General features: G+C 71.9%; 23 protein-coding genes. 12 read left to right on the top strand and 11 right to left on the bottom strand.

Features of this window, described 5'->3' with window-relative positions:
- Positions 1 to 43: 43 nt before the first annotated feature.
- Positions 44 to 1,603, bottom strand: a complete 1,560-nt coding sequence (gene hutH / locus CLV35_RS10550) for a histidine ammonia-lyase (RefSeq protein ID WP_121193402.1) — start codon at positions 1,601 to 1,603, stop codon at positions 44 to 46.
- 86 nt (positions 1,604 to 1,689) lie between these two features.
- Between hutH and CLV35_RS10545 the strand changes: the two genes are divergently transcribed.
- Positions 1,690 to 2,457 carry an IclR family transcriptional regulator gene (locus CLV35_RS10545; protein WP_121193401.1) on the top strand — a complete coding sequence of 256 codons (768 nt, stop codon included), beginning with the start codon at positions 1,690 to 1,692 and terminating at the stop codon, positions 2,455 to 2,457.
- Positions 2,458 to 2,559: 102 nt separating this feature from the next.
- Positions 2,560 to 2,808 (top strand): hypothetical protein, encoded by a 249-nt coding sequence (locus CLV35_RS10540; protein ID WP_121193400.1) that lies wholly within the window; start codon positions 2,560 to 2,562, stop codon positions 2,806 to 2,808.
- 5 nt (positions 2,809 to 2,813) lie between these two features.
- Here CLV35_RS10540 and CLV35_RS10535 read toward each other — a convergent pair whose 3' ends face one another.
- Positions 2,814 to 4,703 carry a GmrSD restriction endonuclease domain-containing protein gene (locus CLV35_RS10535; protein WP_121193399.1) on the bottom strand — a complete coding sequence of 630 codons (1,890 nt, stop codon included), beginning with the start codon at positions 4,701 to 4,703 and terminating at the stop codon, positions 2,814 to 2,816.
- A gap of 335 nt (positions 4,704 to 5,038) precedes the next feature.
- Between CLV35_RS10535 and CLV35_RS10530 the strand changes: the two genes are divergently transcribed.
- Positions 5,039 to 6,067, top strand: coding sequence for a right-handed parallel beta-helix repeat-containing protein (locus tag CLV35_RS10530; protein ID WP_121193398.1), 1,029 nt, complete (start codon positions 5,039 to 5,041; stop codon positions 6,065 to 6,067).
- 691 nt (positions 6,068 to 6,758) lie between these two features.
- On the top strand, positions 6,759 to 9,929 hold the full coding sequence (locus tag CLV35_RS10525) for an RHS repeat domain-containing protein (protein ID WP_183061914.1): 3,171 nt from the start codon (positions 6,759 to 6,761) through the stop codon (positions 9,927 to 9,929).
- A gap of 566 nt (positions 9,930 to 10,495) precedes the next feature.
- Here CLV35_RS10525 and CLV35_RS10520 read toward each other — a convergent pair.
- The gene (locus CLV35_RS10520; RefSeq protein WP_121193396.1) at positions 10,496 to 12,106 is read right to left on the bottom strand and encodes a carboxylesterase/lipase family protein; all 1,611 of its coding nucleotides are present in this window, start codon (positions 12,104 to 12,106) and stop codon (positions 10,496 to 10,498) included.
- A gap of 142 nt (positions 12,107 to 12,248) precedes the next feature.
- Here CLV35_RS10520 and CLV35_RS10515 point away from each other — a divergent pair, with 142 nt between their 5' ends.
- Positions 12,249 to 13,235, top strand: coding sequence for a LacI family DNA-binding transcriptional regulator (locus CLV35_RS10515; protein WP_183061913.1), 987 nt, complete (start codon positions 12,249 to 12,251; stop codon positions 13,233 to 13,235).
- Positions 13,236 to 13,253: 18 nt separating this feature from the next.
- Here CLV35_RS10515 and CLV35_RS10510 read toward each other — a convergent pair whose 3' ends face one another.
- From CLV35_RS10510 to CLV35_RS10500, 3 genes are read right to left on the bottom strand one after another with little or no spacing between them, the layout of a single operon-like run.
- Positions 13,254 to 13,856: a maleylpyruvate isomerase family mycothiol-dependent enzyme gene (locus CLV35_RS10510; RefSeq protein ID WP_121193394.1), complete on the bottom strand. Its 603-nt coding sequence runs from the start codon at positions 13,854 to 13,856 to the stop codon at positions 13,254 to 13,256.
- Entirely contained in the window at positions 13,853 to 14,293 is a 441-nt protein-coding gene (locus CLV35_RS10505) for an SRPBCC family protein (RefSeq protein WP_183061912.1), read from the bottom strand. Before CLV35_RS10505 ends, CLV35_RS10510 begins: the two co-directional genes overlap by 4 nt.
- A complete protein-coding gene (locus CLV35_RS10500) occupies positions 14,290 to 14,634 on the bottom strand; it encodes an ArsR/SmtB family transcription factor (protein WP_231121697.1) in 345 nt (114 codons plus the stop codon). Before CLV35_RS10500 ends, CLV35_RS10505 begins: the two co-directional genes overlap by 4 nt.
- A gap of 99 nt (positions 14,635 to 14,733) precedes the next feature.
- Between CLV35_RS10500 and CLV35_RS10495 the strand changes: the two genes are divergently transcribed.
- The 3 genes from CLV35_RS10495 to CLV35_RS10485 all read left to right on the top strand — a co-directional run bounded on the left by CLV35_RS10495 (position 14,734) and on the right by CLV35_RS10485 (position 18,001).
- Positions 14,734 to 15,234: a Fur family transcriptional regulator gene (locus tag CLV35_RS10495; RefSeq protein WP_121193392.1), complete on the top strand. Its 501-nt coding sequence runs from the start codon at positions 14,734 to 14,736 to the stop codon at positions 15,232 to 15,234.
- Between the two features lie 5 nt (positions 15,235 to 15,239).
- Positions 15,240 to 17,468: a catalase/peroxidase HPI gene (gene katG / locus CLV35_RS10490; RefSeq protein WP_121193533.1), complete on the top strand. Its 2,229-nt coding sequence runs from the start codon at positions 15,240 to 15,242 to the stop codon at positions 17,466 to 17,468.
- 68 nt (positions 17,469 to 17,536) lie between these two features.
- On the top strand, positions 17,537 to 18,001 hold the full coding sequence (locus CLV35_RS10485; RefSeq protein ID WP_121193391.1) for an AAA family ATPase: 465 nt from the start codon (positions 17,537 to 17,539) through the stop codon (positions 17,999 to 18,001).
- Between the two features lie 19 nt (positions 18,002 to 18,020).
- Here the strand turns inward: CLV35_RS10485 and CLV35_RS10480 are convergent, their stop codons facing one another.
- Positions 18,021 to 18,791, bottom strand: a complete 771-nt coding sequence (locus CLV35_RS10480; RefSeq protein WP_121193390.1) for an SDR family NAD(P)-dependent oxidoreductase — start codon at positions 18,789 to 18,791, stop codon at positions 18,021 to 18,023.
- A gap of 60 nt (positions 18,792 to 18,851) precedes the next feature.
- Between CLV35_RS10480 and CLV35_RS10475 the strand changes: the two genes are divergently transcribed.
- On the top strand, positions 18,852 to 19,676 hold the full coding sequence (locus CLV35_RS10475) for an SDR family oxidoreductase (RefSeq protein ID WP_121193389.1): 825 nt from the start codon (positions 18,852 to 18,854) through the stop codon (positions 19,674 to 19,676).
- A 65-nt stretch (positions 19,677 to 19,741) separates the two neighbouring features.
- On the opposite strand, the gene arr is transcribed toward CLV35_RS10475, so the two are convergent.
- The 4 genes from arr to CLV35_RS10455 all read right to left on the bottom strand — a co-directional run bounded on the left by arr (position 19,742) and on the right by CLV35_RS10455 (position 22,373).
- Positions 19,742 to 20,203 carry an NAD(+)--rifampin ADP-ribosyltransferase gene (gene arr / locus CLV35_RS10470; RefSeq protein WP_121193388.1) on the bottom strand — a complete coding sequence of 154 codons (462 nt, stop codon included), beginning with the start codon at positions 20,201 to 20,203 and terminating at the stop codon, positions 19,742 to 19,744.
- A gap of 24 nt (positions 20,204 to 20,227) precedes the next feature.
- A complete protein-coding gene (locus CLV35_RS10465; RefSeq protein ID WP_121193387.1) occupies positions 20,228 to 21,217 on the bottom strand; it encodes an LLM class flavin-dependent oxidoreductase in 990 nt (329 codons plus the stop codon).
- A 71-nt stretch (positions 21,218 to 21,288) separates the two neighbouring features.
- Positions 21,289 to 21,930, bottom strand: a complete 642-nt coding sequence (locus CLV35_RS10460) for a winged helix-turn-helix transcriptional regulator (RefSeq protein WP_121193386.1) — start codon at positions 21,928 to 21,930, stop codon at positions 21,289 to 21,291.
- A gap of 5 nt (positions 21,931 to 21,935) precedes the next feature.
- On the bottom strand, positions 21,936 to 22,373 hold the full coding sequence (locus CLV35_RS10455; protein ID WP_121193385.1) for a VOC family protein: 438 nt from the start codon (positions 22,371 to 22,373) through the stop codon (positions 21,936 to 21,938).
- Positions 22,374 to 22,492: 119 nt separating this feature from the next.
- On the opposite strand from CLV35_RS10455, the gene CLV35_RS10450 reads away from it, so the two are divergent.
- The 3 genes from CLV35_RS10450 (at position 22,493) to CLV35_RS19725 (ending at position 25,144) form a co-directional block, all read left to right on the top strand.
- Positions 22,493 to 23,338, top strand: a complete 846-nt coding sequence (locus tag CLV35_RS10450; RefSeq protein ID WP_121193384.1) for a PHP domain-containing protein — start codon at positions 22,493 to 22,495, stop codon at positions 23,336 to 23,338.
- Positions 23,339 to 23,403: 65 nt separating this feature from the next.
- Complete coding sequence (locus CLV35_RS10445) at positions 23,404 to 23,925, top strand: sigma-70 family RNA polymerase sigma factor (RefSeq protein ID WP_121193383.1); 522 nt, start codon at positions 23,404 to 23,406, stop codon at positions 23,923 to 23,925.
- A 592-nt stretch (positions 23,926 to 24,517) separates the two neighbouring features.
- A complete protein-coding gene (locus CLV35_RS19725) occupies positions 24,518 to 25,144 on the top strand; it encodes a beta propeller repeat protein (protein WP_147431936.1) in 627 nt (208 codons plus the stop codon).
- Positions 25,145 to 25,203: the final 59 nt, after the last annotated feature.

Below are 25,203 nucleotides of genomic sequence, written 5' to 3'. Positions count from 1 at the left end.
CGTTCTCCGCCGACCTGCCCGAACGCCTTCGTGCGTTCGGACACTAGGCGAGGGGGCCGGTGACCGACTCGGCTGCGGTGCGGATGGCACCACTGCGTACCAGCTCGACGACCGCCTCGATCTCGGGTGCGAGGTAGCGGTCGGGACCCGGGCCTGGTACCCCTGCCGCGCGGATCGCGTCGCGGACCGCCCCTGTCGCGGCGGCCGGTGAGAGCGGCGCGCGCAGGTCGAGCGAGCGGGCGGCGGTGAGCAGCTCGACGGCCACCACGCGGGTCAGCCCGTCGACCGAGCGCCGCAGCTTGCGCGCGGCCGCCCAGCCCATCGACACGTGGTCCTCCTGCATGGCGCTGCTGGGGATCGAGTCGACGCTCGCAGGCACGGCCAGCCGCTTCATCTCGCTCACGATGCCAGCGGCGGTGTACTGCGCGATCATGTGGCCGCTGTCGACGCCCGGGTCGTCGGCGAGGAACGGCGTCAGGCCGTGGTTGCGGTTGACGTCGAGGTGCCGGTCGGTGCGCCGCTCGCTCATCGAGGCGACGTCGGCCGCGGCGATGGCGAGGAAGTCGAGCACGTAGGCGACCGGTGCGCCGTGGAAGTTGCCGTTGCTCTCGACCCGGCCGTCGGTAGTGACGACCGGGTTGTCGACGGCGGCGGCGAGCTCGCGCGAGGCCACCAGCTCGGCGTGGGCGAGGGTGTCGCGCGCCGCGCCGTGCACCTGCGGCGAGCAGCGCAGCGAGTAGGCGTCCTGCACGCGCGTGCACTCGCCGGTGCGGTGGCTGGCCATGACGCCGGAGCCGGCGAGCAGCGTACGCAGGTTGGCGGCCGCGGCCGCCTGGCCCGGGTGCGGGCGCAGCGCCTGGAGGTCGGCGGCGAAGACCGCGTCGGTGCCGAGCAGTGCCTCGACGCTCATGGCGGCGGCGATGTCGGCGGCCACGAGCAGCTCGCGCAGGTCGTGCGCCGCGAGCAGCAGCATCCCGAGCATGCCGTCGGTGCCGTTGATGAGGGCGAGGCCCTCCTTCTCGGCGAGCGCGATGGGTGCGATCCCGGCCTCGGCCAGCGCCTCGGCGGCGGGCCGCAGGTCGCCGACAGCGTCGCGCACGGTCCCCTCGCCCATCAGCGCCAGCGCGCAGTGCGCGAGCGGGGCGAGGTCGCCGGAGCAGCCCAGCGAGCCGTACTCGTGCACGACCGGCGTGATTCCGGCGTCGAGCAGCGCGGCGTAGGTCTCGGCCACCACCGGGCGGACGCCCGTGCGGCCGGTCGCGAGCGTGGAGAGCCGCAGCAGCATCAGCGCCCGCACCACCTCGCGCTCGACCTCGGCCCCGGAGCCGGCCGCGTGCGAGCGCACGAGGCTCGCCTGGAGCTGGGCCCGGCGGGCGGCGGGGATGTGGACGGTGGCCAGCGCACCGAAGCCGGTCGAGACGCCGTAGTGCGGCACGGTGTCGGCAGCGAGCGCCTCGATGACCGCCCGCGAGCGGGCGATGCCGTCGAGCGCCTCCGCCGAGAGCCGCACGCCGGCGTCGTCGCGGGCGACGGCCACGAGGTCGGCGGGGGAGACCGGCCCGGAGCCGACCTCGACGGTGGTGCGGGTGGTGGTGCTCGTCATGGCACCCAGTGGACCGCGTGGCCGCCCGCGCGGGGAAGCGGTGTCGAGCATCTGCTGTCTGGGATCGCAGACATAGGCTGTAGCGCATGGGAGCCAGCCGCGTCCCCGCCGCCGAGCAGACGCTCCAGGTGCTGACCCACCTGGCGCGGCACGCGAGCCCGCTGCCCGCCGCGCGCATCGCCGCCGACCTGGGGCTGCCTCGCTCGACCGTCTACCACCTGCTCAACGTGCTCGTGAGCGCCGGCTACGCCGTCCACCTGCCCGAGGAGCGGCGCTACGGCCTGGGCGTCGCCGCCCTGCAGGTCGGCACCGCCTACACGCACCAGGCGCCGCTCGGTCGCCTGGCGCGCCCGGTCCTCGCCCGGCTGGTCGACGCCACCGGCTTCGCGGCGCACCTCGCGGTGCTGCACGGCCGCGAGGTGCTCTACGTCGTCGAGGAGCGCGCACCCGGCCGGCCGCCGCTGGTGACCGACGTCGGCGTACGCCTGCCCGCGACCCTCACGGCGAGCGGTCGGGCGATGCTCGCAGCCCTGCCGGCGCCGCAGGTGCGCGCGCTCTTCCCCGACCGCGACTCGTTCGTGCAGCGGGGTTCCGGGGGACCCGACTCGCCGTCGGCGCTGCGCCGGCTGCTGGTCGACGCGCGGGCGCGGGGGTACGCGGTCGAGGACGGCGAGGTCACGGCCGGCTTCGCCTCGGTGGCGTACGCGGTGGTCGACCACGCGGGGCTGCCGGCCGCGGGGCTCGCCACGACGTACCCGGCGGACGAGGTCGACAACCCCGGCCGCGACCGGCTGGTCGCGGCGGTGGCCGCTGCGGCGAGCGAGCTCGGGAGGCGCATCGGCGGCCAGGGCTGAGGCCTCGTGTCCGAACCTGCGCGCGCGCCGCCTGCGGCGGAGGCCGCGCAGGTTCGGACACAACGGCCGTGCGGGGAAGGTTGCGGTGGCAGGATGCCAAAGGTGCCCATCACCGAGGCCGTGGACTCGATCTCACCCGCTCCTGGCTGGACCGCGGTCTACCGCGAGGAGCACGGCGGTGAGCACCACGTACCCCTCGCCGGCTGGGCACTGCTCGGCGCGCTGTCGACCTGGCCCGGGGCCGTCGTCGGGCTCGTGCCCGCACGCACCGACGGTCGCAGCGTCGAGCTGGTCGACGAGCACGACGCCGCCTTCGTCCGCTACGAGTACGTCCGCGACCTCCACCACTGACCTGCTCAGCCGCAGGCCACGTTGGAGATCTCCGCGCTCCCGTCGGTGCGCGTGTTGTCGCACGTGACGCGGTTGGTCGTCACGCCGTTCGCGCCCTTCTCGATACGCACCACGTAGCCCGGCACGCCGCCGCTGACGGTGTTGCGCGAGAACACGTTGCCCTCGCCCGACGGCTCGCCCGGCGCGTCACCGCCCAGGACCCGGTGCGACTGGAGGGCGTCGGCGAAGGTGCCGCTGCCCGAGTTGTCCGTGATGCTCCAGGCGTAGCCCTTCACGTCGACCCAGGAGTCGGCCGAGTTCTCGTCTGAGGTGCCGGCGTCGAGGAAGGCGTTGTGCGCGACGGTGCCTCCGGTGGTGCGCTCCTTGATGTCGACGCCCTCGGCCTGCGTGCGGGCGATGAGGTTGCCCTCGACGCGCACGCGGTCGGAGCGGTCGGGCAGCCCGTGCGAGTACTTGCCCCAGTTGGTCACCGCAGACCCGACGTAGACGCCCTCACCGAACTTCTTCTCCTGCAGCCCCGTGTCGTGGACGTAGCTGTCGAGGACCGCCCCGTCGGCCGAGCCGCCGCGGAAGTGCACGCCCTCGTTGCCGCTGCCCGACACCTCGACGTCCTCGAGCACCGTCCCCTGCGACCCGTCGACCAGCACGCCCTTCTGCCCGCCGGTGACGCTGAGGCCGACCACGTGCCAGTGGTCGCCCGTGACCGTCAGCACGCTGCCGCTGCGTAGCGACGTGCCGACGAGGACCGCGCCCCTGCCGCCCAGCAGGGTAATCGGGGCGTCGGCCGTGCCGTCGGCCTTCGCGTCGAAAGAGCCCGCGTAGGTGCCGTCCGCGAGGTCGATGACAGAGCCGGGTACGGCTGCGGCGAGCGCCGTGCGCAGCGCCTTGACCGTCGACACCAGCACGCTGCCGTCCGGCTGGGGCACGGGGGAGTCCGGGTCCGGCTGCGCCGGCGGATCGGGTACGGGCGGTGGCACCGGCTCGCTCGGAGGTGCCGGATCGGCGGGCGGCGCGGGCTCGGGCGTCGGGGTCGGCGCAGGCGCCGGTGCAGGCGTAGGCGTAGGCGTCGGCGCTGGCACGGGAGCGGGCTGGGGCACCGGGACCGTAGTGGGGACCGCAGGGACGGTGGGCGCCGGGGACGGCACCACCGGCCCACCCGGCACCACGGGCGGCGCCGGCTGCTGCACCGGCGTGCTCGTCGCCATCCCCGGCCGCGCCGGCGCGTCGACCCCCGGACCAGCGAGCACCAGCGATTGCCGCGGGCAGCTCGAGAGCAGGGAGAGCAGCAGTGCCTTCTCCTTCGCGGTGGCGCTGAGGCCGTACTTCCACAGCACCGCCGTCTCGCGTCCAGCCAGGGCGCACGCTCGTGTCCGGGACGCCGGCCGCCACGACGTCAGGTCGCGACCCCGGCGAGCCCGCACCGAGGCCGCGTCCGCCGTCGCGAGCTCGAGCGGGTCGTTGGCGAAGGCGGCGCGCTTGGCCGGGGACCACGAGCGGGCGCCGCTGCGCCACGCCTGCTCGAGCGGCACGACGTGCTCGACCACGACAGCTGCGGGGTGTGCGGCGGACAGAGCGACCTTCCGCCCGCTGTAGAAGCTCGCCGCGCTGCCCGCTACGACCACGCACGAGCCCGTCCTGCGGAACCGCACCGTGCGGCCGAAGTCGCGCCGCAGGACGTCGTCGCGGGTGCTGCACCCGTTGCGGTCCACGTCCTGCCACGCCCGGCCGAAGCGGGCGGCCGAGAAGCCGGTGCCCGCAGCGTACGCACCGACCCGCAGGTGCTTCGCCGCGTCGCGCGCGGTGTACGGGGTGCTCGCGGCGGAGGCCGGCGGCGCGCCGCCGACGACGAGCGCGCCGAGGAGGGCGGGGACGAGCAGGCGTCGAGATGCGGACACGGCGTCCCTCGGTCGGCGGGCCGGGCCGGCAGCCGACCCACCCGCCCCACGTACTTCCTACCGTGCGCAGGAGCGCAGTGTCCAGAAGCAATGGAGGCGCCGGCAGGTGGGGCCGGGCGGCGTCCCTCAGTCGACCGGATGTCGCAAAGTCCCGTGCCGCTGAACTTCTCGTGATGCCTGCGTGTCGAAGCGGTTGACGAGACGTGTCTCGCGGGCGCTCACAGCTTCCTGCAGACCAGACATATCCACTCAATCGGTCGCCGACGCACGTGGTGGCCCGGCCGTCTCGACCGAGGGCTCTGGTGCGGAGATCATCGGCGTCCCAGCCTGCCTCCATGAACCCCTTGCGCGCCCTGCCGGCGCTGTCCGAGTCCCGTGCGAGGGTGGCCGCAGCCGCGGTCACCCTCCCTGTTGTCGCCGTGAGCGCCGTCGCCTGGGCCTCGCCCGCGTCAGCTGCCACAGTCGTGAACGTCAGCACGGCGGCACAGCTGACGAGCGCGCTGGCCAACGCCGCGCCGGGCACGAGCATCGTCCTCGCGGACGGCACCTACACGGGGCAGTTCGTCGGTGCCAAGAGCGCGCCGTTCAGCAACCCGATCAAGATCACCGGCACTCGCCGTGCCGTCCTGACGACTGGATCGACCAGCACGGGCACTGCACTCTCCATCGGCGGCGCGCAGTGGCGCCTCACCGGCTTCACCGTCACGAAGGCCCTCAACGGCATCGAGGTCAGCCACTCCTGGGGCACCGTCATCGACAAGGTCGAGGTCGGCACCATCGGCCAGAAGGGCATCCGCCTCCAGGGCAACAGCAGCGAGGCCGTCGTACAGCGCAGCTACGTCCATGACACCGGGCTGACCAACGCGCGCTACGGCGAGGGGATCGACGTCGGCTCCTCCGTCGACAACTGGGCGGCCGTGACGGCCGGCAAGCCTGACCGCACCAACAAGGTACGCGTCCTGGGCAACCGCATCGAGCGCACGGCCGCGGAGGGCGTCGACGTCAAGGAAGGCACGATCGGCGGCACGATCTCTGCCAACACCTTCCTCGACGCCGGTGTCGTCGGCTGGAACTCCGGCGACTCGTGGGTCGACCTCAAGGGCAACGGCTGGCGGGTCGTCTCCAACACCGGCGCCGGCGCTCAGGACGACGCCATGCAGATCCACTCCATCGCGGGACTCGACGGCAAGCAGATCCCGGGCTCCGGCGACGACAACGTCGTACGCGGCAACACCGTCACCGGCGGCGTGCCCGGCTACCTCATCAAGGTCTACAAGAACAGCGACAACAACACCATCGGCTGCGACAACGTCCGCACCGACGACGGCGACAAGGGCATCAGCAACCGCAAGTGCACGCCCTGACGCACCGCTGACGTGGGGCGCTCCAACGCAGCAGCGTCTGGTGCCGCCGGTGCACTAGTCAGCCGCTGTGACATCCCGCCTCCGCCCCAGCGCGTCTGCGCAGGGGCGGAGGCGCGTCGGCATGCTGACGCGCAAAGCCAGCGCCAGGATTACAGCCACTGGTGGCGGGTGCCTGCTCCGGTGGCGCCGTCGCTTCAGCCGACGTCGGTCGCGAAGCCGGACGTCAGGCGCTTCATGCGCTACATGAGCGCCGCCGCACTGACGGCTTCACCCACGACAGCTGCTTCCAGGGTCACAGGCCGGGTGATGTGATCTATATCACAAAGTGTTTAGTGATCTTGCGATTGGGCCGCCCGCGTCAAATGTGACCGAACTTGTCCCCGTTTCGCGTAGCTGCCCTGCAATAACCTCCGAGAATCGTTCATCAGCGACCTCCTTGATCACCTCGAGCAATGGCCTGTAGACCTGCGGTGTCCCGATTTTGTGGTAGCAGGTGGCATGGATGCCGCCTCCCACCTCCGGGTGTTGCTCGAAGGAGCGGTTCATGGCGGATGCGCAACGCACGCAAGGGTGGGGGAGTCGGCGTCTGCAGCGCCGGCTCGCGGTAGGCGCGCCAGTTCTGGCACTGGCGGCGGGGGGTCTGGTCGCTGTGCCATTTGCCGGCTCCGCGGAGGCGGCCGGCCCAACTCCGGTGGTCTGGAACGCGCCGTCGTCCATCGACCGCACGCCGGCCGGGTCGACGCCGACAGCCACGTGGGCTGCGCCCGGCGCGTCCGGCAGCCGACTGGGGGAGCAGTCGTTCTACGGGGCACAGACGTTCCAGCTGTGGGACGACGCCTACGCGACGGTGAACCTGTCAACAGGCAACTTCGAGCTCCACTCCAGTGACCTTGGCGTCAACGGTCCGGGCCTGTCGCTGAACCTCGACCGGTTCTACAACTCGCAGGCGACCGGCGCCGGCTCGTTCGGCACCGGCGGCTCGCTATCGCTCGGGCGGGACGTCGGTCTCGTCGCCAGCGGATCGACCGTCACGTTCCACGCCCCGTCGGGCTTCACCGCCACCTTCACCAGCAACGGGTCCGGCGGCTGGACCGCACCATCCGGCCTGAACGCCGACCTGGTGCACAACAGCAACGGCACCTGGTCGCTGACCTACCGCAAGAACTCAGTCAAGTACACGTTCACCACGGGTGGCTACCTGTCGACGGTCGCGGATCGCAACGGAGTCGTCCAGACGCTGCGCTACTGGAGCGACGGCCGACTCGCGAGCATCACTGACACCGCCGGCCGGGTCACCAACATCACCTACACCTCGGGCCGCATCACCCAGGAGACCGACCCCGCCGGTCGCGCCTGGACCTACGGCTACGACGGCTCCGGGAACCTGACCAGCGTCACCGACCCCTCCGGTGGCGTCACCAACTACACCTGGGACAGCGGCAAGCTGGCATTCATCCAGGACCCGCGGGGAAACTGGAGCGAGGTCCGCTACGACACCTCCGGACGGGTCGCCTCCTTCCGGCAGTACAAGAACGCCGGCGACAACAACGGGAACTCCGCCGCCACGTTTTTCACCTACACCCCGGGCAATGGCGGGGCGATGACCACTGACGTCAAGGATCCGCGAGCCAACACGTCCACCTTCGTGATGGACTCCGCCGGCCGGGTCACCAAGACCACCGACCCGCTCGGGCGCTCGCGCTACACCACCTGGACGACCAACTCCGACGTCCAGTCCGCGGTCGACGCCATGGGCACCGGCTCCAGTGACACGGCCCACCAGATCGCCTACTCCTACGCCACCGATGGCACGAACAACCTGCAGTCGGTCACCCTGCCGACCGGGGCTGCCGCCAAGGCGCAGTACGGCAACGTGTCCGGCTGCTCGAGCACCGACACCGGGCACCCGTACCAGGTCAAGTGCAGCGAAGATGACGCCGGCAACCAGACGACCTATTCCTATGACACGCCCGGCAACGTCGCGACCGAGAAGTCGCCCAACCCGGCCGGCGGGGTCTTCACCAAGACCTACACCCACCAAGGCGTCGGCGGCGCCTCATGCGGCGGCAAAGTTGGCCAGCTGTGCACCGCCACGGACGGCCGCGGTGGAGTCACCTCCTACGCCTACGACACCGACGGCAACCTGGTCACGGTCACCCCGCCCGCCCCGCTCGGCGCGACGACCTACACCTACGACAGCGTGGGCCGGGTCACCTCGGTGACCGACGGCAAGGGCCAGACGACGACGTACTCCTACGACAAGCTGGACCACCGCACCCAGACGGTGTACACCTCACCCGGCGGCAGCATCGTCTACGTCTACGACGCCGACGGCAACCTCACCACCCAGTACGACAGCCTCACCGCCGCCTCGGCGACCTACAGCTACGACACGCTCAACCGTCAGATCACGAAGCAGCTGCCCGGGCAGACCGTCACCCAGCAGATGGGCTATGACGAGAATGGCAACCTCGTCGACTACGTCGACGAGACCTTCGTCCACGTCCGCTACAGCTACGACGCCGCCAACGAGCTCACCTCGCTCGCCGAGCGCAACACCTGCGCCACCGACGCCAGCACCTGCACCACGTTCGACTACTACGCCAACGGCAACCTGAAGGCGGTGCACTACCCCGGCGGGGTCACCCAGACCACCACCTGGGACAACTCCGGCCGCGCCACCGAGATCAAGGCCACCGGTTCCGCCGGCACCCTGACCGACTTCAACTACGCCTACAACAGCGTCGTCGGCGGCAGCCTCCCGGCCAACGACCGCACGAGGGTCCAGCGCCGCAGGGACGTCGTCGGCATCGGCGGACCGGCGAACAGCACCACTACCTACGCCTACGACAGCCAGGCGCGGCTCGCCAGCGCAGTGGAGGTCACCTCCGGCGGTACGACCAACGCGTCCTGGACCTACAGCTACGACGCCAACGGCAACCGCACCCGCGCCGACGTCCTCACCGGCGGCACCCACCGGATCGACACCTGGGCCTACAACGCCGCCGACCAGCTCACCACCCGCAACGGCAGCACCAGCGGCTGGGCCTACGACGCCAACGGCAACGAGACCCTGAGCCCCGGATCAGCAAGCGTCTACAACGTCCAGCCTCGCACCGACACCCACAACCCCCGCGAGCAGCTCACCTCGCTGCGCACCTCCACCGCGGGGACCGGCGGCACCACCGTGCCGTTCACCTACTTCGGAGCCACCAACTTCGAGCGCACCGGCGCGGGGTCTACACCGTTCACCAACGGCGTCGAAGGCATCGCCACCTTCACCAACAGCGCCGGATCAACCCTGGCCTACACCCGCATGCCGAACGGCACACCGATCTCCATGCGCCAGGTGACCGCCGGTGTCGTCACCAGCTACTACTACCTCACCGACAACCTCGGTAGCGTCATCGCCATGACCGACCAGAACGGCGCGGTCGTCGCCAAGTACGGCTACGACCCTGCGGGCAACACCCGCACCGTCACCGGTGCGCAGGCGTCCAACAACGCTCTCCGCTTCACCGCGGGCTACCGCGACAGCGTCACCGGGCTGTACAAGCTCGGGTACCGCTACTACGACCCCAGCCTCGGCCGCTTTACTCAGCCAGACCCGACCGGTCAGGAGGCAAACGCCCATCTCTACGGCGGGGCGGACCCTGTCAACAAGGTAGACATCCACGGCGCCGAGGACTGCCTCAAGGCGGAAGTGGTTGCCGGAGTTTCCGGTGCGGCCGCAGGGGTAGCCGGAGGGCCACTCGCTGAGGTGAGTGTTCCAGGCGGTGCCGCCGCCGGTGCAGCGACCGGCCTCATCGGCGCTGGCGTCGCCTGCGAGGTGGGCAACCTCTACGACGCGATCTTCGGCTGACGCCATGTCGAAAAAGACACGTGCCTACGTGGGTCTCTGTCTGGTCGTCCTTGCTGTGGCGATCTTGATCGCCGTCGTCATGCGCTGACCTTGTCAACGGCGGCATGAGCCGAAGGAGAACCACTGCGTCAGTTGGGCGTAATCGTCCGCTAGGCGACACTTACGAGACCTAAGACGGCGACGCGTGCCACGGTGTTGTAGAAGAGTCTGGTGGTGCCTATGCTGCATGTCAGCACAGGCATCATTGGCGCGACGCGTCGCGCACGACTTCTACACACCCGTTGGTCACGGCCAACGTGCTCCGAAACCCTGTGGCACGCCTGCCGACGAACGGGCGTTCTGCCGGATGGCGAAGTCAGAAGGCCGAGCCTGCCGTTGCCGTCGGTTCGCCACGGATGGGCGCGGGACGCGCGGCGGGGCCCCCAATGCGGTCTGCCCCGTTCGTGTGGTCGCTCAGCTTCTCGGCCGCCCCTGGGCGCGGCACGTCTGACTGGCATCGCAGGACCGTTCCGCGTGAGGGCGCCCGGCCGACGTGGCCGGGCGCCCTCGGGACGAGCCGGTGCGTACTAGGAGAAAGTGCTCCAGAACCCGCACTGGTGCTCGGCGTCGAACTGCGCCTGGTCGATGACCACGCTCTGCCCACCGGGCCGCAGCGAGATCGTCGAGCCGTGCTTGTCGAAGCGCGGCCAGCTGGTCTGGCCGGCCACGCGCGGGCGGCCGTTGGTCGCGAACGCGCCCCAGTACTTCGTCATCTCGTTCGCCAGCTGGCGCTCACCGGCGTTGAACAGCGGCGCGATGGGCGTGCCGTTGTTGAAGCTCGGCCAGATGTAGGCCAGCTCGGCCGCGTGACCGGCGCCCCAGACGTAGCCCGGGAACTGCTGGAGGCCAGGGCCGGTCCGGTTGTCGAACTCGTAGGCGTAGGTGCGGGTGTACTTCGCCAGCGTGTGGACGAAGTCGCTCTGCACGCAGCCGCCGATGAAGCCGTTGTCGGTGAGCAGTGCGCCCAGCAGGTACGCGTAGGTGAACTGGTCGGACTGCGCCGGCCACGGGTAGTGCGCGTAGACGTCGTCGGCCCGTGCGCCGTAGCTGCGGCTGAGGTAGGTGAGGTAGTCGGCCTTCGTGCCCGTGGCGCCGGCGACGAAGGTGCGGCCCTCGTCGCGGTTGACGCCGGTGAGGACCGGTACGTGCGCGAACCGGCCGGCGGCCAGCGCCGTCTGCGTCGGCTCGGGGAAGGTGCTGGTGCCGTGGACGAACGTCGAGCCGAAGCCGCCGCTCGCGTCGAGGAGCTTCGCGGGCGACGCGGCCCGCAGGCAGGCGAGCGGGTCCGCCGCCGACGAGCAGCCGACCGCGCTGACGAACGAGGCACTGGCCGACTCGGCCTGCGCCTCGGTGCGGCTCGGGCAGTAGGTGCTCTGCATCATCGCCTGGTTGAACAGCCCGCGGGACTCCGGCGAGATCATGTGCCCGCAGACGGAGTACGCGCCGGCCGACTCCCCGTCGATGGTGACCTCGTAGGGCTTGCCGCCGAACGCGCGGATGTTGCGCTGCACCCAGCGCAGCGCCGCCTGCTGGTCGAGGAAGCCGTAGTTGCCCGACTGCCCGCCCTCGGCGGTGAGCTGCGAGGTGGCGAGGAAGCCGAAGACACCGAGCCGGTAGTTCATCGACACGCCGATGACGCCGGTGTCGGCGACGAGCTTGGCCTCGTCGTTCTGGTTCGAGCTGCCGTTGGTGAGCCCGCCGCCGTGGATGAAGACGTGCACGGGCAGGTTGTCGCCGGCCTTGGTGCCCGCTGGGCGCTGCACGTTGATGAAGAGGCAGTCCTCGGTCTCCGAGCGCGGGCCGTTGGTGCTGGGCAGCACCGGGCACACGTTGCCGAAGCTGCTGGCGTCGCGCACGCCGCTCCACGCGGCAGCCGGCTGCGGGGCCTTCCAGCGCCGCGCGCCGTTGGGCGCTGCGGCGTAGGGGATGCCGCGGAAGCTCTCGACGCCGTCGGCGGTCGTGCCGCGGACGGCTCCCTTGTCGGTCTGCACGACGCCGCCTTGCGCCGCATGCGCTGCGGTGGCGGGGACGAGGCCGACGAGCGCGACGGGGAGGGCGAGGAGGGCGGCGCGCAGTCGTACGCGGTGGCCGCCACCCGCCCTCCCGCTGCCGTGGTCTCGGTCTGCACTCTGCTGCATGTGCTGCTCCCTTGCGGTGATGCGGGCAGGTGGGACGGGCGGTTTGCGATGGATTACACGAGTAACCCGTCAGCGGGGCGACGCTAGACTTCCCCTCCCCGCGCGGTCAAGGGGGTCGTCGCAGGAAGGGGGTGCGGGAGCCGTGGAGCGCCGACCGACCAGCGCCGACGTCGCCCGCGAGAGCGGCGTCTCGCGGGCGACGGTCAGCTTCGTGATCAACGACAGCAAGCCGGTCTCGGCCCAGACCCGCCGACGCGTCCTCGACGCGGCCGAGCGCCTCGGCTACGCGCCGCACGGCGCGGCCCGCTCCCTGCGAGCCGGCCGCAGCGACCTCGTCCTGCTCTACGTGCCGCCGCTGCCGGTCGGTGCCGCGCTGGCCCGCCTGATCGACGACATCGCCGTGGGGCTCGGCGAGCACGGGCTCAGCCTGACGACCTACCTCGTGCCCGAGCGCGGCCGCCACGACCTCGCCGCGCTGCTGCGCTCGGTGAGCCTGGCGGCGGTCATCGCGATCCGCCCACCCGACGGCCCCGACGGCGACGCGCTGCGGCACTCCAGGGTGCCCGTCGTCGTCGTCCCGAAGGCCGGGCCCGGTGACGAGGGCAGCCACGACGTGCTGCAGCAGCGGGTCGGCCGGCGCCAGGTCGAGCACCTCGCCGACCGCGGCCACCGCCGGCTCGGCTACGCGGTGCCGACCCACGCCGACGTGCTCTCGGCGTTCGCGGTGCCGCGGCTCGAGGGCGTACGCAGCGCCTGCCGCGCCCTCGGCCTCCCGGCTCCGCTGGTGCGGGAGGTGCCGCTCGACGTCGAAGGCGCACGCCTCGCGGTCGAGGAGTGGACCCACGAGGCATGCACCGCCGTCTGTGCCTACAACGACGACGTGGCGTTCGCCGTGCTGGCGGGGGTGCACTCGCTGGGGGTGCGGGTGCCGGAGGAGTTGGCGGTCGTCGGGGTCGATGACATACCTCTCGCACCACTCGCCATGCCACCACTGACCACCGTGGTGGTCGACGGCGAGGGAGTGGCACGGCAGATCGTGCACGACGTGCGCCAGGCCATCGGCGACGAGCCCGCCGTCAGCGACGTCGAGGGCGAGATCGTCCACCTGGTCGTGCGGGCCTCGACCTGAGGCGCCGCCTCGCGTGCGTCAGCCCGTCGCGGTCCGCGCCAGCGCACGGCCGCCGGGCAGCGTACGGGCCGCCAGCAGCGACACGAGCGAGCCGCTGTCGGCACTCACGACCTCGCCGGCACCCCAGCCCCACGCCGTGTCGGTCGCCTCGAGCCGCAGGCCGCCGAGCTCGACCCCGAACATCGCGCCGCCCGCGCCGGTGAGCAGGTCGAGCACGGCGACGACCGCGTCGGGAGGCGCGGCTGCGGGCAGGCCCAGCGGGACCGTCGCGTCGAGCGAGTGCACGACGGCGTGGGTCAGTGCCCCGGCCGCTCCGCCGCCCGGTGGCTCCCAGGCGTGCAGCTCGGTGGAGCGCAGCTGTCCGAGGAGGTCCTCCCTCGGCAGGCCCGCGTCGCGGAGGGCGACGGTGTCGGAGAGCCGGTGGAAGTCCCCGCCGGCGGCGGCCATCTCGGCGCCGAAACGCTCCGGGGTCAGCCGCACGGCCATGGTCATGTGCGCGACCACGGCCCGGACCGGCCAGCCCTCGCACAGCGACGGCTCGTCCCACCGGTCGACGGAGCGCTCGAGAGCGTCGGCGAGCCCGTCGCAGGTGGCGGCGACGAGCGCGTGGTGGTCGGTCACGGAGCTTCCTCTCGGACGAGGCGGGTGAGGTGCTCCTCGAGCTTGTCGAGCGAGGTCGCGAAGCCGGCGCGGGCCTCCGGCGCCCGCATCGCCTCGGGCACGTGGCGCTGGTGGATGACCAGCTCGGTGCTGCCGTCGCCGAGGTCGTGGAGCGTGCTGGTGGTGTGGAGCCCGCTTCCCGGCTCGAGCCACGCGAGGAGCTCTGGAGCGAGCACGTCGGTGAAGGTCGCCACCATGCGGTGCGTCCCGTGGGCGCCGACCAGCAGCGTCTCGAACCGGCCGCCGGGGCGCAGCTCCACGACGATGCCGTCGGGAGGGGTCTCCATGCCACGAGGGCCCCAGAAGTGCGCCAGCTCGGCCGGGTCGGTGAGGCACCGCCACACCAGCTCCCGAGGCGCCCGCAAGACCCTGCGGTAGACCAGTTCGTCGTCGCTCACGCGTCGCCCTCCTGCAACTGGGCCAGGCGGCCCTCCAGGCGGTCCATCCGCTCGGACCACGTGCGCCGGCTCTCCTCGATCCACGAGGCAGCGGTCTCGAGAGCGTCAGCCTCGAGCCGGCACGGGCGGGTCTGCCGGTGCCGACCACGACTGACCAGACCGCACCTCTCGAGCACACGAATGTGCTGGGAGACCGCCTGCATGCTCATCGAGTAGGGCTCCGCGAGCTCGGTCACCGTCGCCTCGCCCGCACTGAGGCGGGCGACGATGTCGCGCCTCGTCGGGTCGCTCAGGGCGGTGAACAGCGCGTCGAGCGTCTGGTCCTGCACGGTGCCGGTCACGGACCCAGTCAAGCGCACGCTTGTGCAAGCGTAATTTTGAACCAACAGAGTGCGTGCTCAGACTTGAACTGTTCAAGGAAGTAGGGCAAGGTCGGTCCCGTGACGACCACCGCCGACGCCGAGGGCCTCCTGCGCTCGGCGGCGCTGCGCGTGACCCGCCCCCGCGTCGCGGTGCTCCAGGCCGTCCACGAGCGACCGCACGCCGACACGGAGACGTTGATCGAGGCGGCGCGACGCGACCTGGGTGCCGTCTCGCACCAGGCGGTCTACGACGTGCTCCGCGTGCTCACCGACGCCGGGCTGCTGCGCCGCATCCAGCCGTCGGGCTCCGTCGCACGCTACGAGGCGCGGGTCGGCGACAACCACCACCACCTCGTGTGCCGCTCCTGCGGCACCATCACCGACGTCGACTGCTCGGTGGGCGAGGCGCCCTGCCTCCATCCCGTCGACGACGCCGGGTTCTCGGTCGACGAGGCCGAGGTGACCTACTGGGGCCGCTGCCCCGCGTGCTCCACCTCGCAGACCGGACCAGCAGACCAGACCGAGCCGGCCCGCCAGACTCCCCCAGCCCACGCGTACGAGCAGAGAGGCAACCCGTGACCGAGATCGACCCCAAGCCCCGCGACACCAGCGCCAGCCCGCAGGGCACCGACACCACCGCGAGCACCAGCGAGAGCGAGAACCCGGCGATCCCGGGGCCCACCGCCCACGTGAGCCAGCGGCCGCGGAGCAACCGCGACTGGTGGCCCAACCAGGTCGACCTCGGCGTGCTCAACCGGACCGCGCGCTCGTCCGACCCGCTGGGCGAGGACTTCGACTACAAGACCGCTGTGCAGCAGCTCGACTTCGAGGCGGTCAAGGCCGACCTCGTCGAGGTCATGCACACCTCGCAGGACTGGTGGCCCGCCGACTACGGCCACTACGGCCCGCTGTTCATCCGCATGTCGTGGCACGCCGCGGGCACCTACCGCCAGGCCGACGGCCGCGGCGGCGCGGGCGCTGGTGAGCAGCGCTTCGCCCCGCTCAACAGCTGGCCCGACAACGCCAGCCTCGACAAGGCCCGCCGCCTGCTGCTGCCGGTCAAGCAGAAGTACGGCCGGGCGCTGTCCTGGGCCGACCTGCTGGTGCTCGCCGGCAACGTCGCCCACGAGGACATGGGCTTCCAGACCTTCGGCTTCGCCTTCGGCCGCGAGGACGTGTGGCAGCCCGAGGAGGTCTTCTGGGGTCCGGAGGACACCTGGCTCGGCGACGAGCGCTACAGCGGCGAGGACCCGCTCGATCTCGACGAGACTCCTCTCGGCGCGGTCACCATGGGCCTGATCTACGTCAACCCCGAGGGCCCCAAGGGCATCCCGGACCCGCTGGCCTCTGCGCACGACATCAAGGTCACGTTCGGCCGGATGGCGATGAACAGCGAGGAGACGGTCGCGCTCATCGCCGGTGGTCACACCTTCGGCAAGACCCACGGCGCCGGCGACCCCTCGCTCGTCGGGCCGGAGCCCGAGGGCTGCCCGGTCCACGGCAACGGCCTCGGCTGGAAGAACCAGTTCGGCAAGGGCAAGGCCGAGGACACCATCACCTCCGGGCTCGAGGGCGCGTGGACGCCCACGCCCACGAAGTGGGACAACTCCTACTGGGACACGCTGTTCGCCTGGGAGTGGGAGCTCACGCAGTCGCCCGCCGGCGCCAAGCAGTGGCAGCCGACCGACCCGGCCTCGGCGACCGTGCCCGACGCGCACCGCGAGGGCGTCACGCACCGCCCGATGATGGCCACGAGCGACCTCGCGCTCATCGCCGACCCGGAGTTCCGCGCGATCTCCGAGCGCTTCCGTGACAACCCCGACGAGTTCGCCGCCGCCTACGCCAAGGCGTGGTTCAAGCTGCTCCACCGCGACATGGGCCCGGTCTCGCGCTACCTCGGCCCGTGGGTGCCGCAGGAGGTCCAGCTCTGGCAGGACCCGGTGCCGGCGGTCGACCACGAGCTCGTCGGCGAGGCCGACGTGGCGGAGCTCAAGCGCCTCGTGCTCGAGTCGGGTCTCTCGGTGTCGCAGCTGGTGAACACGGCGTGGGCCTCGGCCGCCTCCTACCGCGGCACCGACAAGCGCGGTGGCGCCAACGGCGCGCGCCTGCGCCTGGCGCCGCAGCGCGACTGGGCCGTCAACGCCGGCACCGCCGAGGTGGTCGCGAAGCTCGACGAGATCCGGTCCTCGTTCGCCAAGCCGATCTCGCTGGCCGACCTCATCGTGCTGGCCGGCTGCGCCGGCGTCGAGAAGGCGGCCGCCGACGCAGGCGTCCAGATCACGGTGCCGTTCACCCCGGGGCGCACCGACGCCTCGCAGGAGCAGACCGACGTCGACACCTTCAAGTGGCTCGAGCCGCGGGCCGACGGCTTCCGCAACTGGATCACCCCTGGTGCGAAGCTCTCGCCGGAGACGCTGCTCGTCGACCGCGCCTACATGCTCGAGCTGACGGCCAAGGAGATGACCGTCCTGGTCGGCGGCCTGCGCGTGCTCGGCGCCAACACCGGTGGCGTGCAGCACGGCGTCTTCACGCAGACGCCGGGCGTCCTGTCGCAGGACTTCTTCCGCAACCTGCTCGACCTCGGCGTCTCGTGGCGCACGTCCACCGATGACGAGGGCGTCTACGAGGGTCTTGACGCCGACGGCAACGTCGTCCGCACGGCGACCGCCGCCGACCTGGTCTTCGGCTCGAACTCGATCCTGCGCGGCATCGTGGAGGTCTACTCCTCCGACGACGCCAAGGAGAAGTTCGTCAAGGACTTCGTCGACGCGTGGGACAAGGTCATGATGCTCGACCGCTACGACGTGGAGTAGCAGCTCAGCGCCGCTGACGGCCCGCTCGCACCCCCGGTGCGGGCGGGCCGTCGTCGTAGGCTCTGCTCATGCGGGTCCTGCTCACCGGCATGTCGGGCACGGGGAAGTCCACCGTGGTCCACGAGCTGCGCCGGCGCGACTTCGCGGCCTATGACGCCGACGACGACGGCTTCACAGAGCCGGCGGGCGACGGCACGTGGCGGTGGCGTACGTCTGCGGTGACCGCGCTGCTCGACCGCCACGACGCCGGCCTGGTGTTCTTCGCCGGCTGCTCGGACGAGCAGGCGCAGTTCGCCTGGGACCGCCAGGTGCTCCTCACCGTCCCCGAGGTCGTGCTGCTCGAGCGGCTGAAGTCGCGCACCAGCAACGACTTCGGGAAGTCCAAGTCCGATCGTGAGCGGGTGCTCCTCGACCTGCGCGAGGTCGAGCCGCTGCTGCGCCGGGTGGCCGACCGCGTGGTGAGCACCGACCGGCCACTCGCCGACGTGGTCGACGAGGTGCTCGCTGCGGCGCTCGGGAAGCGGCGGGCGTGAGGCGACGACCGCGTACGCGTCAGTGCGCCTGCCCGGTGCTGGCCGAGGTGCCGCCGTCGACGGCGAGCCACGCGCCGGTCACGTAGCCCGCGTCCGGACTCGCGAGCCACAGGACCGCAGGTGCGATGTCCTCCGGCCGTGCTGGCCGGCCCAGCGCGATGCGGTTGGTGGCCGCGGCCAGCGCCTGCGGGTCGTCCTCCACGGCCCGGGTGATCTCCGTGATCGTCAGCGCCGGCGCCACGGCGTTGAGCCGCACGCCGCGCGGGCCGTAGTCGAGAGCGAGCGACTGGACGAAGTTCATGATGGCGGCCTTCGTCGCGTTGTAGGCCGACTGGCCCCAGTCGCCGCGCAGCCCGGAGACCGAGCCGACGACGACCAGGTTGCCACCGGAGCGCTCCAGCTCGGGCAGCGCGTGGCGGGCCACGTGCACGAAGCCGTCGATGTTGGTGCTGCGGATCGCCTGCCACGCGTCGAGCGACAGCTCGTCGAACGGCGAGTTCACGTAGGCAGCGGCGTTGTTGACGACGACGTCGAGGCGCCCGAAGCGCTCGACCACGGCGGCGACCATCGCCGCAGCCGAGTCGTCGTCGGCGACGTCGGCCTCCACCGCGAGCCCGCGCTCGGCGGGGTGGCCCTCGAGCGTCTCCTCGAGCCGGTCACGGCGCCGGCCGCTCACCGCGACGTTGGCGCCGTTGTCGAGGAAGGCGCGCGCGATGGCCCGGCCGATGCCCGACCCGCCGCCGGTGACCAGCACGGTCGAACCGTCGAAGGCGTAGGTGTTCGCAGTCATGCCAGGACCAATCGTCGGAGACAGGAAGGTTGTTCCCGCAAGCCTGGGTAGGAACCCGACATGACATCGAAGACCTGGTTCATCACCGGCGCCTCGCGCGGCTTCGGCCGCGAGTGGTCGATCGCCGCGCTCGAGCGCGGCGACTCCGTCGCCGCCACCGCCCGCGACACGAGCACGCTCGACGACCTCGCCGAGACGTACGGCGACCGCTTCCTGCCGTTGCAGCTCGACGTCACCGACCGCGCAGCCGACTTCGCCGCCGTGCAGCGCGCGCACGAGCACTTCGGCCGGCTCGACGTCGTCGTCAACAACGCCGGCTACGGGCACTTCGGCCTGGTCGAGGAGCTGACGGAGGACGAGGCCCGCGCCCAGCTCGAGACCAACCTGTTCGGCGCGCTGTGGGTGACGCAGGCCGCGCTGCCGTTCCTGCGCGAGCAGCGCAGCGGCCACATCCTGCAGGTGTCCTCGATCGGGGGGATCTCCGCGTTCCCCCTGGTCGGCATCTACCACGCGTCGAAGTGGGCGCTCGAGGGCATCAGCCAGGCGCTCGCGCAGGAGGTGGCCGACTTCGGCATCAAGGTGACCCTGATCGAGCCGGGCGGCTTCTCCACCGACTGGGCCGGCGCGTCGGCGAAGCGGTCCGAGCCGCTGCCGGACTACGCGGAGTTCCACGAGAAGGCCCAGCGGGAGCGCAGCCAGCGCAACTCGACGCCCGGCGACCCCAAGGCCAGTGCCGCGGCGGTGCTGCGCATCGTCGACGCGGAGAACCCGCCGCTGCGCTGCTTCTTCGGCTCGAGCCCACTCGGCATCGCGGAGAAGGACTACGCGTCGCGGCTCGAGACGTGGCGCCAGTGGCAGGACGTCGCCGAGCTCGCCCAGGGCTGAGCCCGTGTCCGAACGCGCCGCGCGTCCACCAGGGTGGACGCGGCGGCGCGTTCGGACACAGCGCCCTAGTCCAGGATGACGTCGCGCCCTTCGGCGCGCAGGCGAGCCAGCCCGTCGAGCATGCCTTGCAGGACGTCGGGCTCGTGCCCCTGCCAGTCGTACACCTCGCGCAGAACGCGCAGCGGCTCGCGCGAGCGGTAGGACATCGTCGGGTTGCCGGGGAACTTCTTGTTCGTGACGTTCGGGTCGTCCTCGAACGGGCCCAGCGGCTCGACCTCGTAGACGTGACCGCGCTCGCCGGTGCCGGCGAGCGCGGTCGACAGCTCCGCTCCCCACACCGCCGTTTCGAGCGCGGCCGAGAAGTAGATGTTGTTCGAGACCCGACCGGACTGGAAGTTGCTCCCGCGCCCGGCGACGAGCTCGTCGCCGGGCTGGAGCACGGACCTCGTGCCGTGGAAGAACGGGCCGGTCACGTGCCGGCAGCGCTCGAAGGTGACGGGGACGTGCTGCGTGTCGCTCTCGGGCATCGCGCTCCTCAGCTGCTGGAGGACTCAGGCGGCGACCGGCTCCATGGCCTCGGCGGTCAGCGTCAAGGACCGTAGCCGAGACTCGGTGTCAGGAGCCTGGTGCGCGGTGATCAGCTCGTCGGCGTCGGCCTGCTTGCGGAACTGCTCGAGGTAGTCCGCCACCTCGTGCGGCGTGCCGACCGCGGCGTAGGTGAACATCGAGTCGACGTGCGCGGCGGCGCCCTGGCGCAGCAGCTGCTCGGCCTCGTCGTCGGTGAAGGTGCGGCCGCGGCCGAAGAGCCCGACGGCCAGCGTCCGGCGCATGGCCGCGAGGTGCTCCTGCGCCTGGCTGGTCGTGTCGGCAGCGAGGACGTTCACGCCGGCGATGACGTACGGCCTGTCGAGCTGCGCGGAGGGCTTGAAGTCGCGTCGGTAGAGCGCGACGGCCGCCTCCAGCGCCTGCGGCGAGAAGTGGCTCGCGAACGCGTACGGCAGCCCGAGGGCCGCAGCGAGCTGCGCGCCGAACAGCGACGAGCCGAGGATCCAGAGCGGGACGTGCGAGCCCTTGCCCGGCACGGCGTCGACCCCTGGCACCCGGCTCTCGCCCGCGAGGTAGGCCTGCAGCTCGAGCACGTCCTGCGGGAACGTGTCGGAGGAGGTCTGGTCGCGGCGCAGCGCGTACATCGTGGCCTGGTCGGAGCCCGGGGCACGGCCGAGGCCGAGGTCGATGCGCCCGGGGTACATCGCCTCCAGGGTGCCGAACTGCTCCGCGATGACCAGCGGCGAGTGGTTGGGCAGCATGACCCCGCCCGCGCCCAGACGGATGGTCGACGTGTGCGCCCCGACGTGCGCGATCAGCACGCTGGTCGCCGACGACGCGATGCGCGGCATGTTGTGGTGCTCCGCGTACCAGACCCGCTGGTAGCCGAGCTCCTCCGCCCGCTGCGCGAGCGCCACGCTGGCGGCGAAGCTGCTGCCGGCGGTCTGGCCCTTCGGGATGGGGGCGAGGTCGAGGACGGAGAGCGGGATGCGCATGCGAAGACCTTCCAGTTGACTCGCTCTCGACAACGCGCCCGCCGGCGATCCGCTTCCCGCCTCGATCCGGGTCAGGCCGCCAGGCGGAACGTCCGCGCGAAGCGGTCGAGCAGGGTCGCCCGGCCGTGCAGCACCTCGACCACACCCGTGGTGACCGCTCGATCCGGCTCGAGCGCCCCGGAGATCAGCCGGTGGATGCCCGGGCCGGCGCTGAAGGCCAGGTCGGCCGGCCCCTCGCCGCGCGTCACGTCGAGGGCCGGACCGTCCACGCGGATGAGCAGACCGGCGGCGCCGAGGTGGGCGGCGTACGCGGTGGCGGGCAGCGTCGCCGCCACCTCGGGGCGGAAGGCGGTGCGCAAGGCCATGGTCATCGAGTCAGGGGTGATGACCTGGTCGTCGCGCGGGTCGCCCAGCGCCTTGGCCCCCCAGGCGCCGAGCGCGACCACGACCGGCTCGAGCTCGCGGCCGTAGGGCGTCAGCTCGTAGACGATCACGCGCGAGCGGGGTGCCCGGCGGATGATGCCTGCCTCCTGGAGCTCCTTGAGCCGCGACGCGAGGATGTTGGTCGGGATGCGGGGGAGCCCCGCGGCCAGCTCGCCGTAGCGCCGCGGCCCGACCAGCAGGTCGCGGACGATCAGCAGCGCCCAGCGCTCCCCGACCAGCTCGAGCGCACGCGTGATGCCGCAGTACTGCCCGTAGTCGCGCGCGGCCATCGACCTCAGACCTGCTGCTGCGCCAGGTGCGCGTCCGGCCCCTGCTCGGCGGCGACCGGGTCCATCCAGCCGAACTCGAGGATGTGGCCGTCGGGGTCGGTGAGCTGGCGCTGGTACATGAAGCCGTAGTCGGACGCCGGCTGCGCCTCGGAGCCGCCCGCTGCCAGGCCGGCCGCGACGGTGGCGTCGACCGCCTCGCGGGAGTCGAGGAAGACCGCCGTGGCGCCCCATGCGGCAGCCGTCGGGTCGGCGATCGGACGCTGGGTGAAGGTCTGGAAGAAGTCGCGCACCAGCAGCATGAAGAAGCTGTGGCCCTCCTCGACGACGACGCAGGCGGCGTTGTGGTCGGTGAACTTGGGGTTGATGGTGAACCCGACCGCTGTGTAGAACGCCTTCGCGCGCTCGAGGTCGGTCACCGGCAGGTTGACGAACATGGTGGTCATCGCGCTCTCCTCAGGTCGTTGGCGTCGTCGCCACGGCCACACTTGCAAAAGACAAGTGAGCGGTCAAGGGAGTTTCTGTGCCCCGTGCACGCTCGCAGCATTGCTGTCACCATCAGAAGGTGGATCCGCAGGGGGGACCGCTGCCGGCGGACTCGCACGTCCACACGGAGTGGTCGTGGGACGCGACGAGGGTGGGCGACATGGACGCCTCGTGCGCGCGGGCGGTGTCGCTCGGGCTCCCTGCGGTCGCGTTCACCGAGCACGTCGACATGACGCCCTTCCGTGCCGGCTTCCTCGCCGACGTCCATCCCGAGCTCGTCGACGACGGGACCCTGACCGCGCCACCGCTCGACGTCGAGGGCTACCTCGAGGCCGTCGAACGCTGCCGCTCGAAGTACCGCGACCTGACGATCCTCACCGGCGTCGAGGTCGGCCAGCCGCACCTGCACCGACGCGCCGTCGACGCCCTCGTGGCACGCGGAGGCTTTCAACGGGTGCTCGGCTCGCTGCACGCGCTCCCCGACGGCGACGACTTCGCCGAGCCGTGGGAGCTGTTCCCGCACCGGCCCGCGCCCGAGGTCGTGCGCGACTACCTCGCGGAGATCCCGCGCGTGGTGGCAGGGTCGCAGGCCTTCAGCGCCCTGGCGCACATCGACTACGCCGTACGCAGCTGGCCCGACGACGCCGGCCCCTTCGACCCGTTGGACTTCGAGGACGAGCTGCGCCTCGCCCTCCGCTCGGTCGCCGAGGGTGAGCGCGTGCTCGAGATCAACACCCGGCTCCCGCTCGCGCCGCTCGTCGTGCGCTGGTGGCGGGAGGAGGGCGGCCAGCGCGTCACCTTCGGCAGCGACGCCCACCGGCCGGAGTTCGTCGGGCACGGGTTCTCCGACGCGGCGCAGCTCGCCGCGGCCGAGGGCTTCCGGCCGGACCACCAGCCCGGTGCCGCCTGGCTGCTGGCCGGCTGAAGTCCCGCCCGGGTCAGGTGCAACCGGCGTGCCTCCCCAGGAGTCGTAGTGACGGAAGGGGGGGCATGGACGAGCGCGCACCGAGCATCGCTGAGCTGTACGACGCCTGCTACCGCAGGCTGGTCGCGCAGCTGTTCGCGCTGACCGCAGACCTCGCGGCCGCCCAGGACGCGGTGCAGGAGGCGTTCGTGAAGGCGCTCTCCTCGCCGCAGTCGATCGCCCGGGCTGACAACCCCGAGGCCTGGCTGCGCACCGTCGCGGTCAACAGCGCCCGCAGCAGGTGGCGGCGGCTGCGGCACCTCGACCGCCTGCTCGGAGTCGGTCGCACCGGAGTTGCGGAGGCGGCGCCCGCGCTGAGCCCCGACCACGTGGCGGTCGTCTCTGCGCTGCGCGGCATCCCGCGCGAGCAGCGGGAGGCCATCGCCCTGCACCACGTCGCCGACCTGCCGGTCAGTGAGGTGGCAGCGCTGCTCGACGTGCCCGTCGGCACGGTGAAGGCGCGGCTGTCCCGCGGACGGGCCCGGCTCGCCCAGCTGCTTGCCGACGACGAGCGCACCGTTGACCCTGCGGAGGTGGCACGTGGATGAGATCGAGCGGCTCGTCGCCGCCGCTGCCGGAGCCGGGCGCGCCTCGAGCGGACCTCCGCTCGGCAGGCTGCGACACCTGGCTGCTACCCGGCGTCGTCGGCGCCGCGGGGCGTACGCCGGTGGCGGGGCAGTCGCCGTCGCAGCCGTCATCGGGCTGCTGGCGGTCACGAGCCCCGGCGGCAGCGCCGCTCCGGGTCTTCCGGGCGCGGGGACGGTGTCACCCGGTGCCGTGCCGGAGGCGACCGGCTCAGTGTCCGTGGCGCGGGAGACGCCTCTTGCGGTTCGGTCGGCACCTCGCGGGCAGCTCACCGCAGCGGTCGTCACCACGGAGGGGATCGTGGCCCTCTACGGCGCCTGCCCGGCCTCGGTGCAGAGGTGCAGCGTGCGCCTCTACGGGTCGCGCGACGGTGGAGCGACCTGGTCGAGGCCGACCACGGCCGCCACCACCCAGGGCTTCCCCTCGTTGGTGCTGTCGCAGGACGGCCGGGCGGCCGTCCTGACCTGGTCGAGAGCAGACAAGCCACTCATAACCACTGACGGTGGCACCTCGTGGTCTGTCACGCGGCGGGTCGACGCGGTCGAACCGTCGTCCGTGTCGACTGATCACGACATCCTGCTCGGCCGCGGGCTCAGTGATGGGAAAGGTTCTGCGCTCGACGTGGTGGACCCCGCGGCCTCTACCGTGGCGACCGTGTCGGTGGCGCGGCGGTTCGAGGTCTCGAGCAGCGGCATCGCCGTCCGCGGGAGCACGCTCACCGCCTCGATCGACGGCGCTGCGTCGGTCAGCACCGACGCCGGCGCGACCTGGCGTGCAGCACCCCGCGCGGACGGCGAGCTCGGCAGTGCGGCGAGCCGGGCGCCCGACGGCTCGCTGGTGCGGGCAAGCGGTGGCGACGGCGCCGGTTGGGTGCCGCTGCGGCACCTCTACCGGTCCAGCGACGACGGGCGTACGTGGTCGACCACCCGTGTCGCCCGCGTGCCTGCCGTCCCCATGGACACACTCGTCGTGACGCAAGACGGCTACCTCGCGAGCAGCACCGACGGCGAACCACTCCGTGCAGGTCGGGACCTGCGGTTCACGCCGCTCGGCGCGGGAGTGAAGGGGCCGCTCGCGTCCCTGCAGGCGGGCGCCGCGGGGGCCTGGGCGACGACCATGGATGGACGGCTCCTGCTCGTCCGCGCCAGCGGGGCCTGGAAAGCAGTTCCGCTGCCCGAGTAGCCGACGCCACCGTCACGCAGATGTGCGACGAGGCCGAACAGCTGAGCACAGCGGTCGTG

Source organism: Motilibacter peucedani (assembly GCF_003634695.1).
Classification (GTDB): Bacteria; Actinomycetota; Actinomycetes; order Motilibacterales; family Motilibacteraceae; genus Motilibacter; species Motilibacter peucedani.
This window is presented reverse-complemented; position numbering and strand designations above follow the sequence as displayed.

Bases quoted from the DNA above. Each gene is read 5' to 3' on its own strand.
- CLV35_RS10520 (WP_121193396.1), bottom strand. From the start codon at position 12,106: ATGCAGCAGAGTGCAGACCGAGACCACGGCAGCGGGAGGGCGGGTGGC.
- CLV35_RS10445 (WP_121193383.1), top strand. From the start codon at position 23,404: ATGGACGAGCGCGCACCGAGCATCGCTGAGCTGTACGACGCCTGCTAC.
- CLV35_RS10455 (WP_121193385.1), bottom strand. From the start codon at position 22,373: ATGACCACCATGTTCGTCAACCTGCCGGTGACCGACCTCGAGCGCGCG.
- CLV35_RS10530 (WP_121193398.1), top strand. From the start codon at position 5,039: ATGAACCCCTTGCGCGCCCTGCCGGCGCTGTCCGAGTCCCGTGCGAGG.
- CLV35_RS10460 (WP_121193386.1), bottom strand. From the start codon at position 21,930: ATGGCCGCGCGCGACTACGGGCAGTACTGCGGCATCACGCGTGCGCTC.
- CLV35_RS10465 (WP_121193387.1), bottom strand. From the start codon at position 21,217: ATGCGCATCCCGCTCTCCGTCCTCGACCTCGCCCCCATCCCGAAGGGC.
- hutH (WP_121193402.1), bottom strand. From the start codon at position 1,603: ATGACGAGCACCACCACCCGCACCACCGTCGAGGTCGGCTCCGGGCCG.
- CLV35_RS10480 (WP_121193390.1), bottom strand. From the start codon at position 18,791: ATGACTGCGAACACCTACGCCTTCGACGGTTCGACCGTGCTGGTCACC.
- arr (WP_121193388.1), bottom strand. From the start codon at position 20,203: ATGCCCGAGAGCGACACGCAGCACGTCCCCGTCACCTTCGAGCGCTGC.
- CLV35_RS10475 (WP_121193389.1), top strand. From the start codon at position 18,852: ATGACATCGAAGACCTGGTTCATCACCGGCGCCTCGCGCGGCTTCGGC.
- CLV35_RS10485 (WP_121193391.1), top strand. From the start codon at position 17,537: ATGCGGGTCCTGCTCACCGGCATGTCGGGCACGGGGAAGTCCACCGTG.
- CLV35_RS10545 (WP_121193401.1), top strand. From the start codon at position 1,690: ATGGGAGCCAGCCGCGTCCCCGCCGCCGAGCAGACGCTCCAGGTGCTG.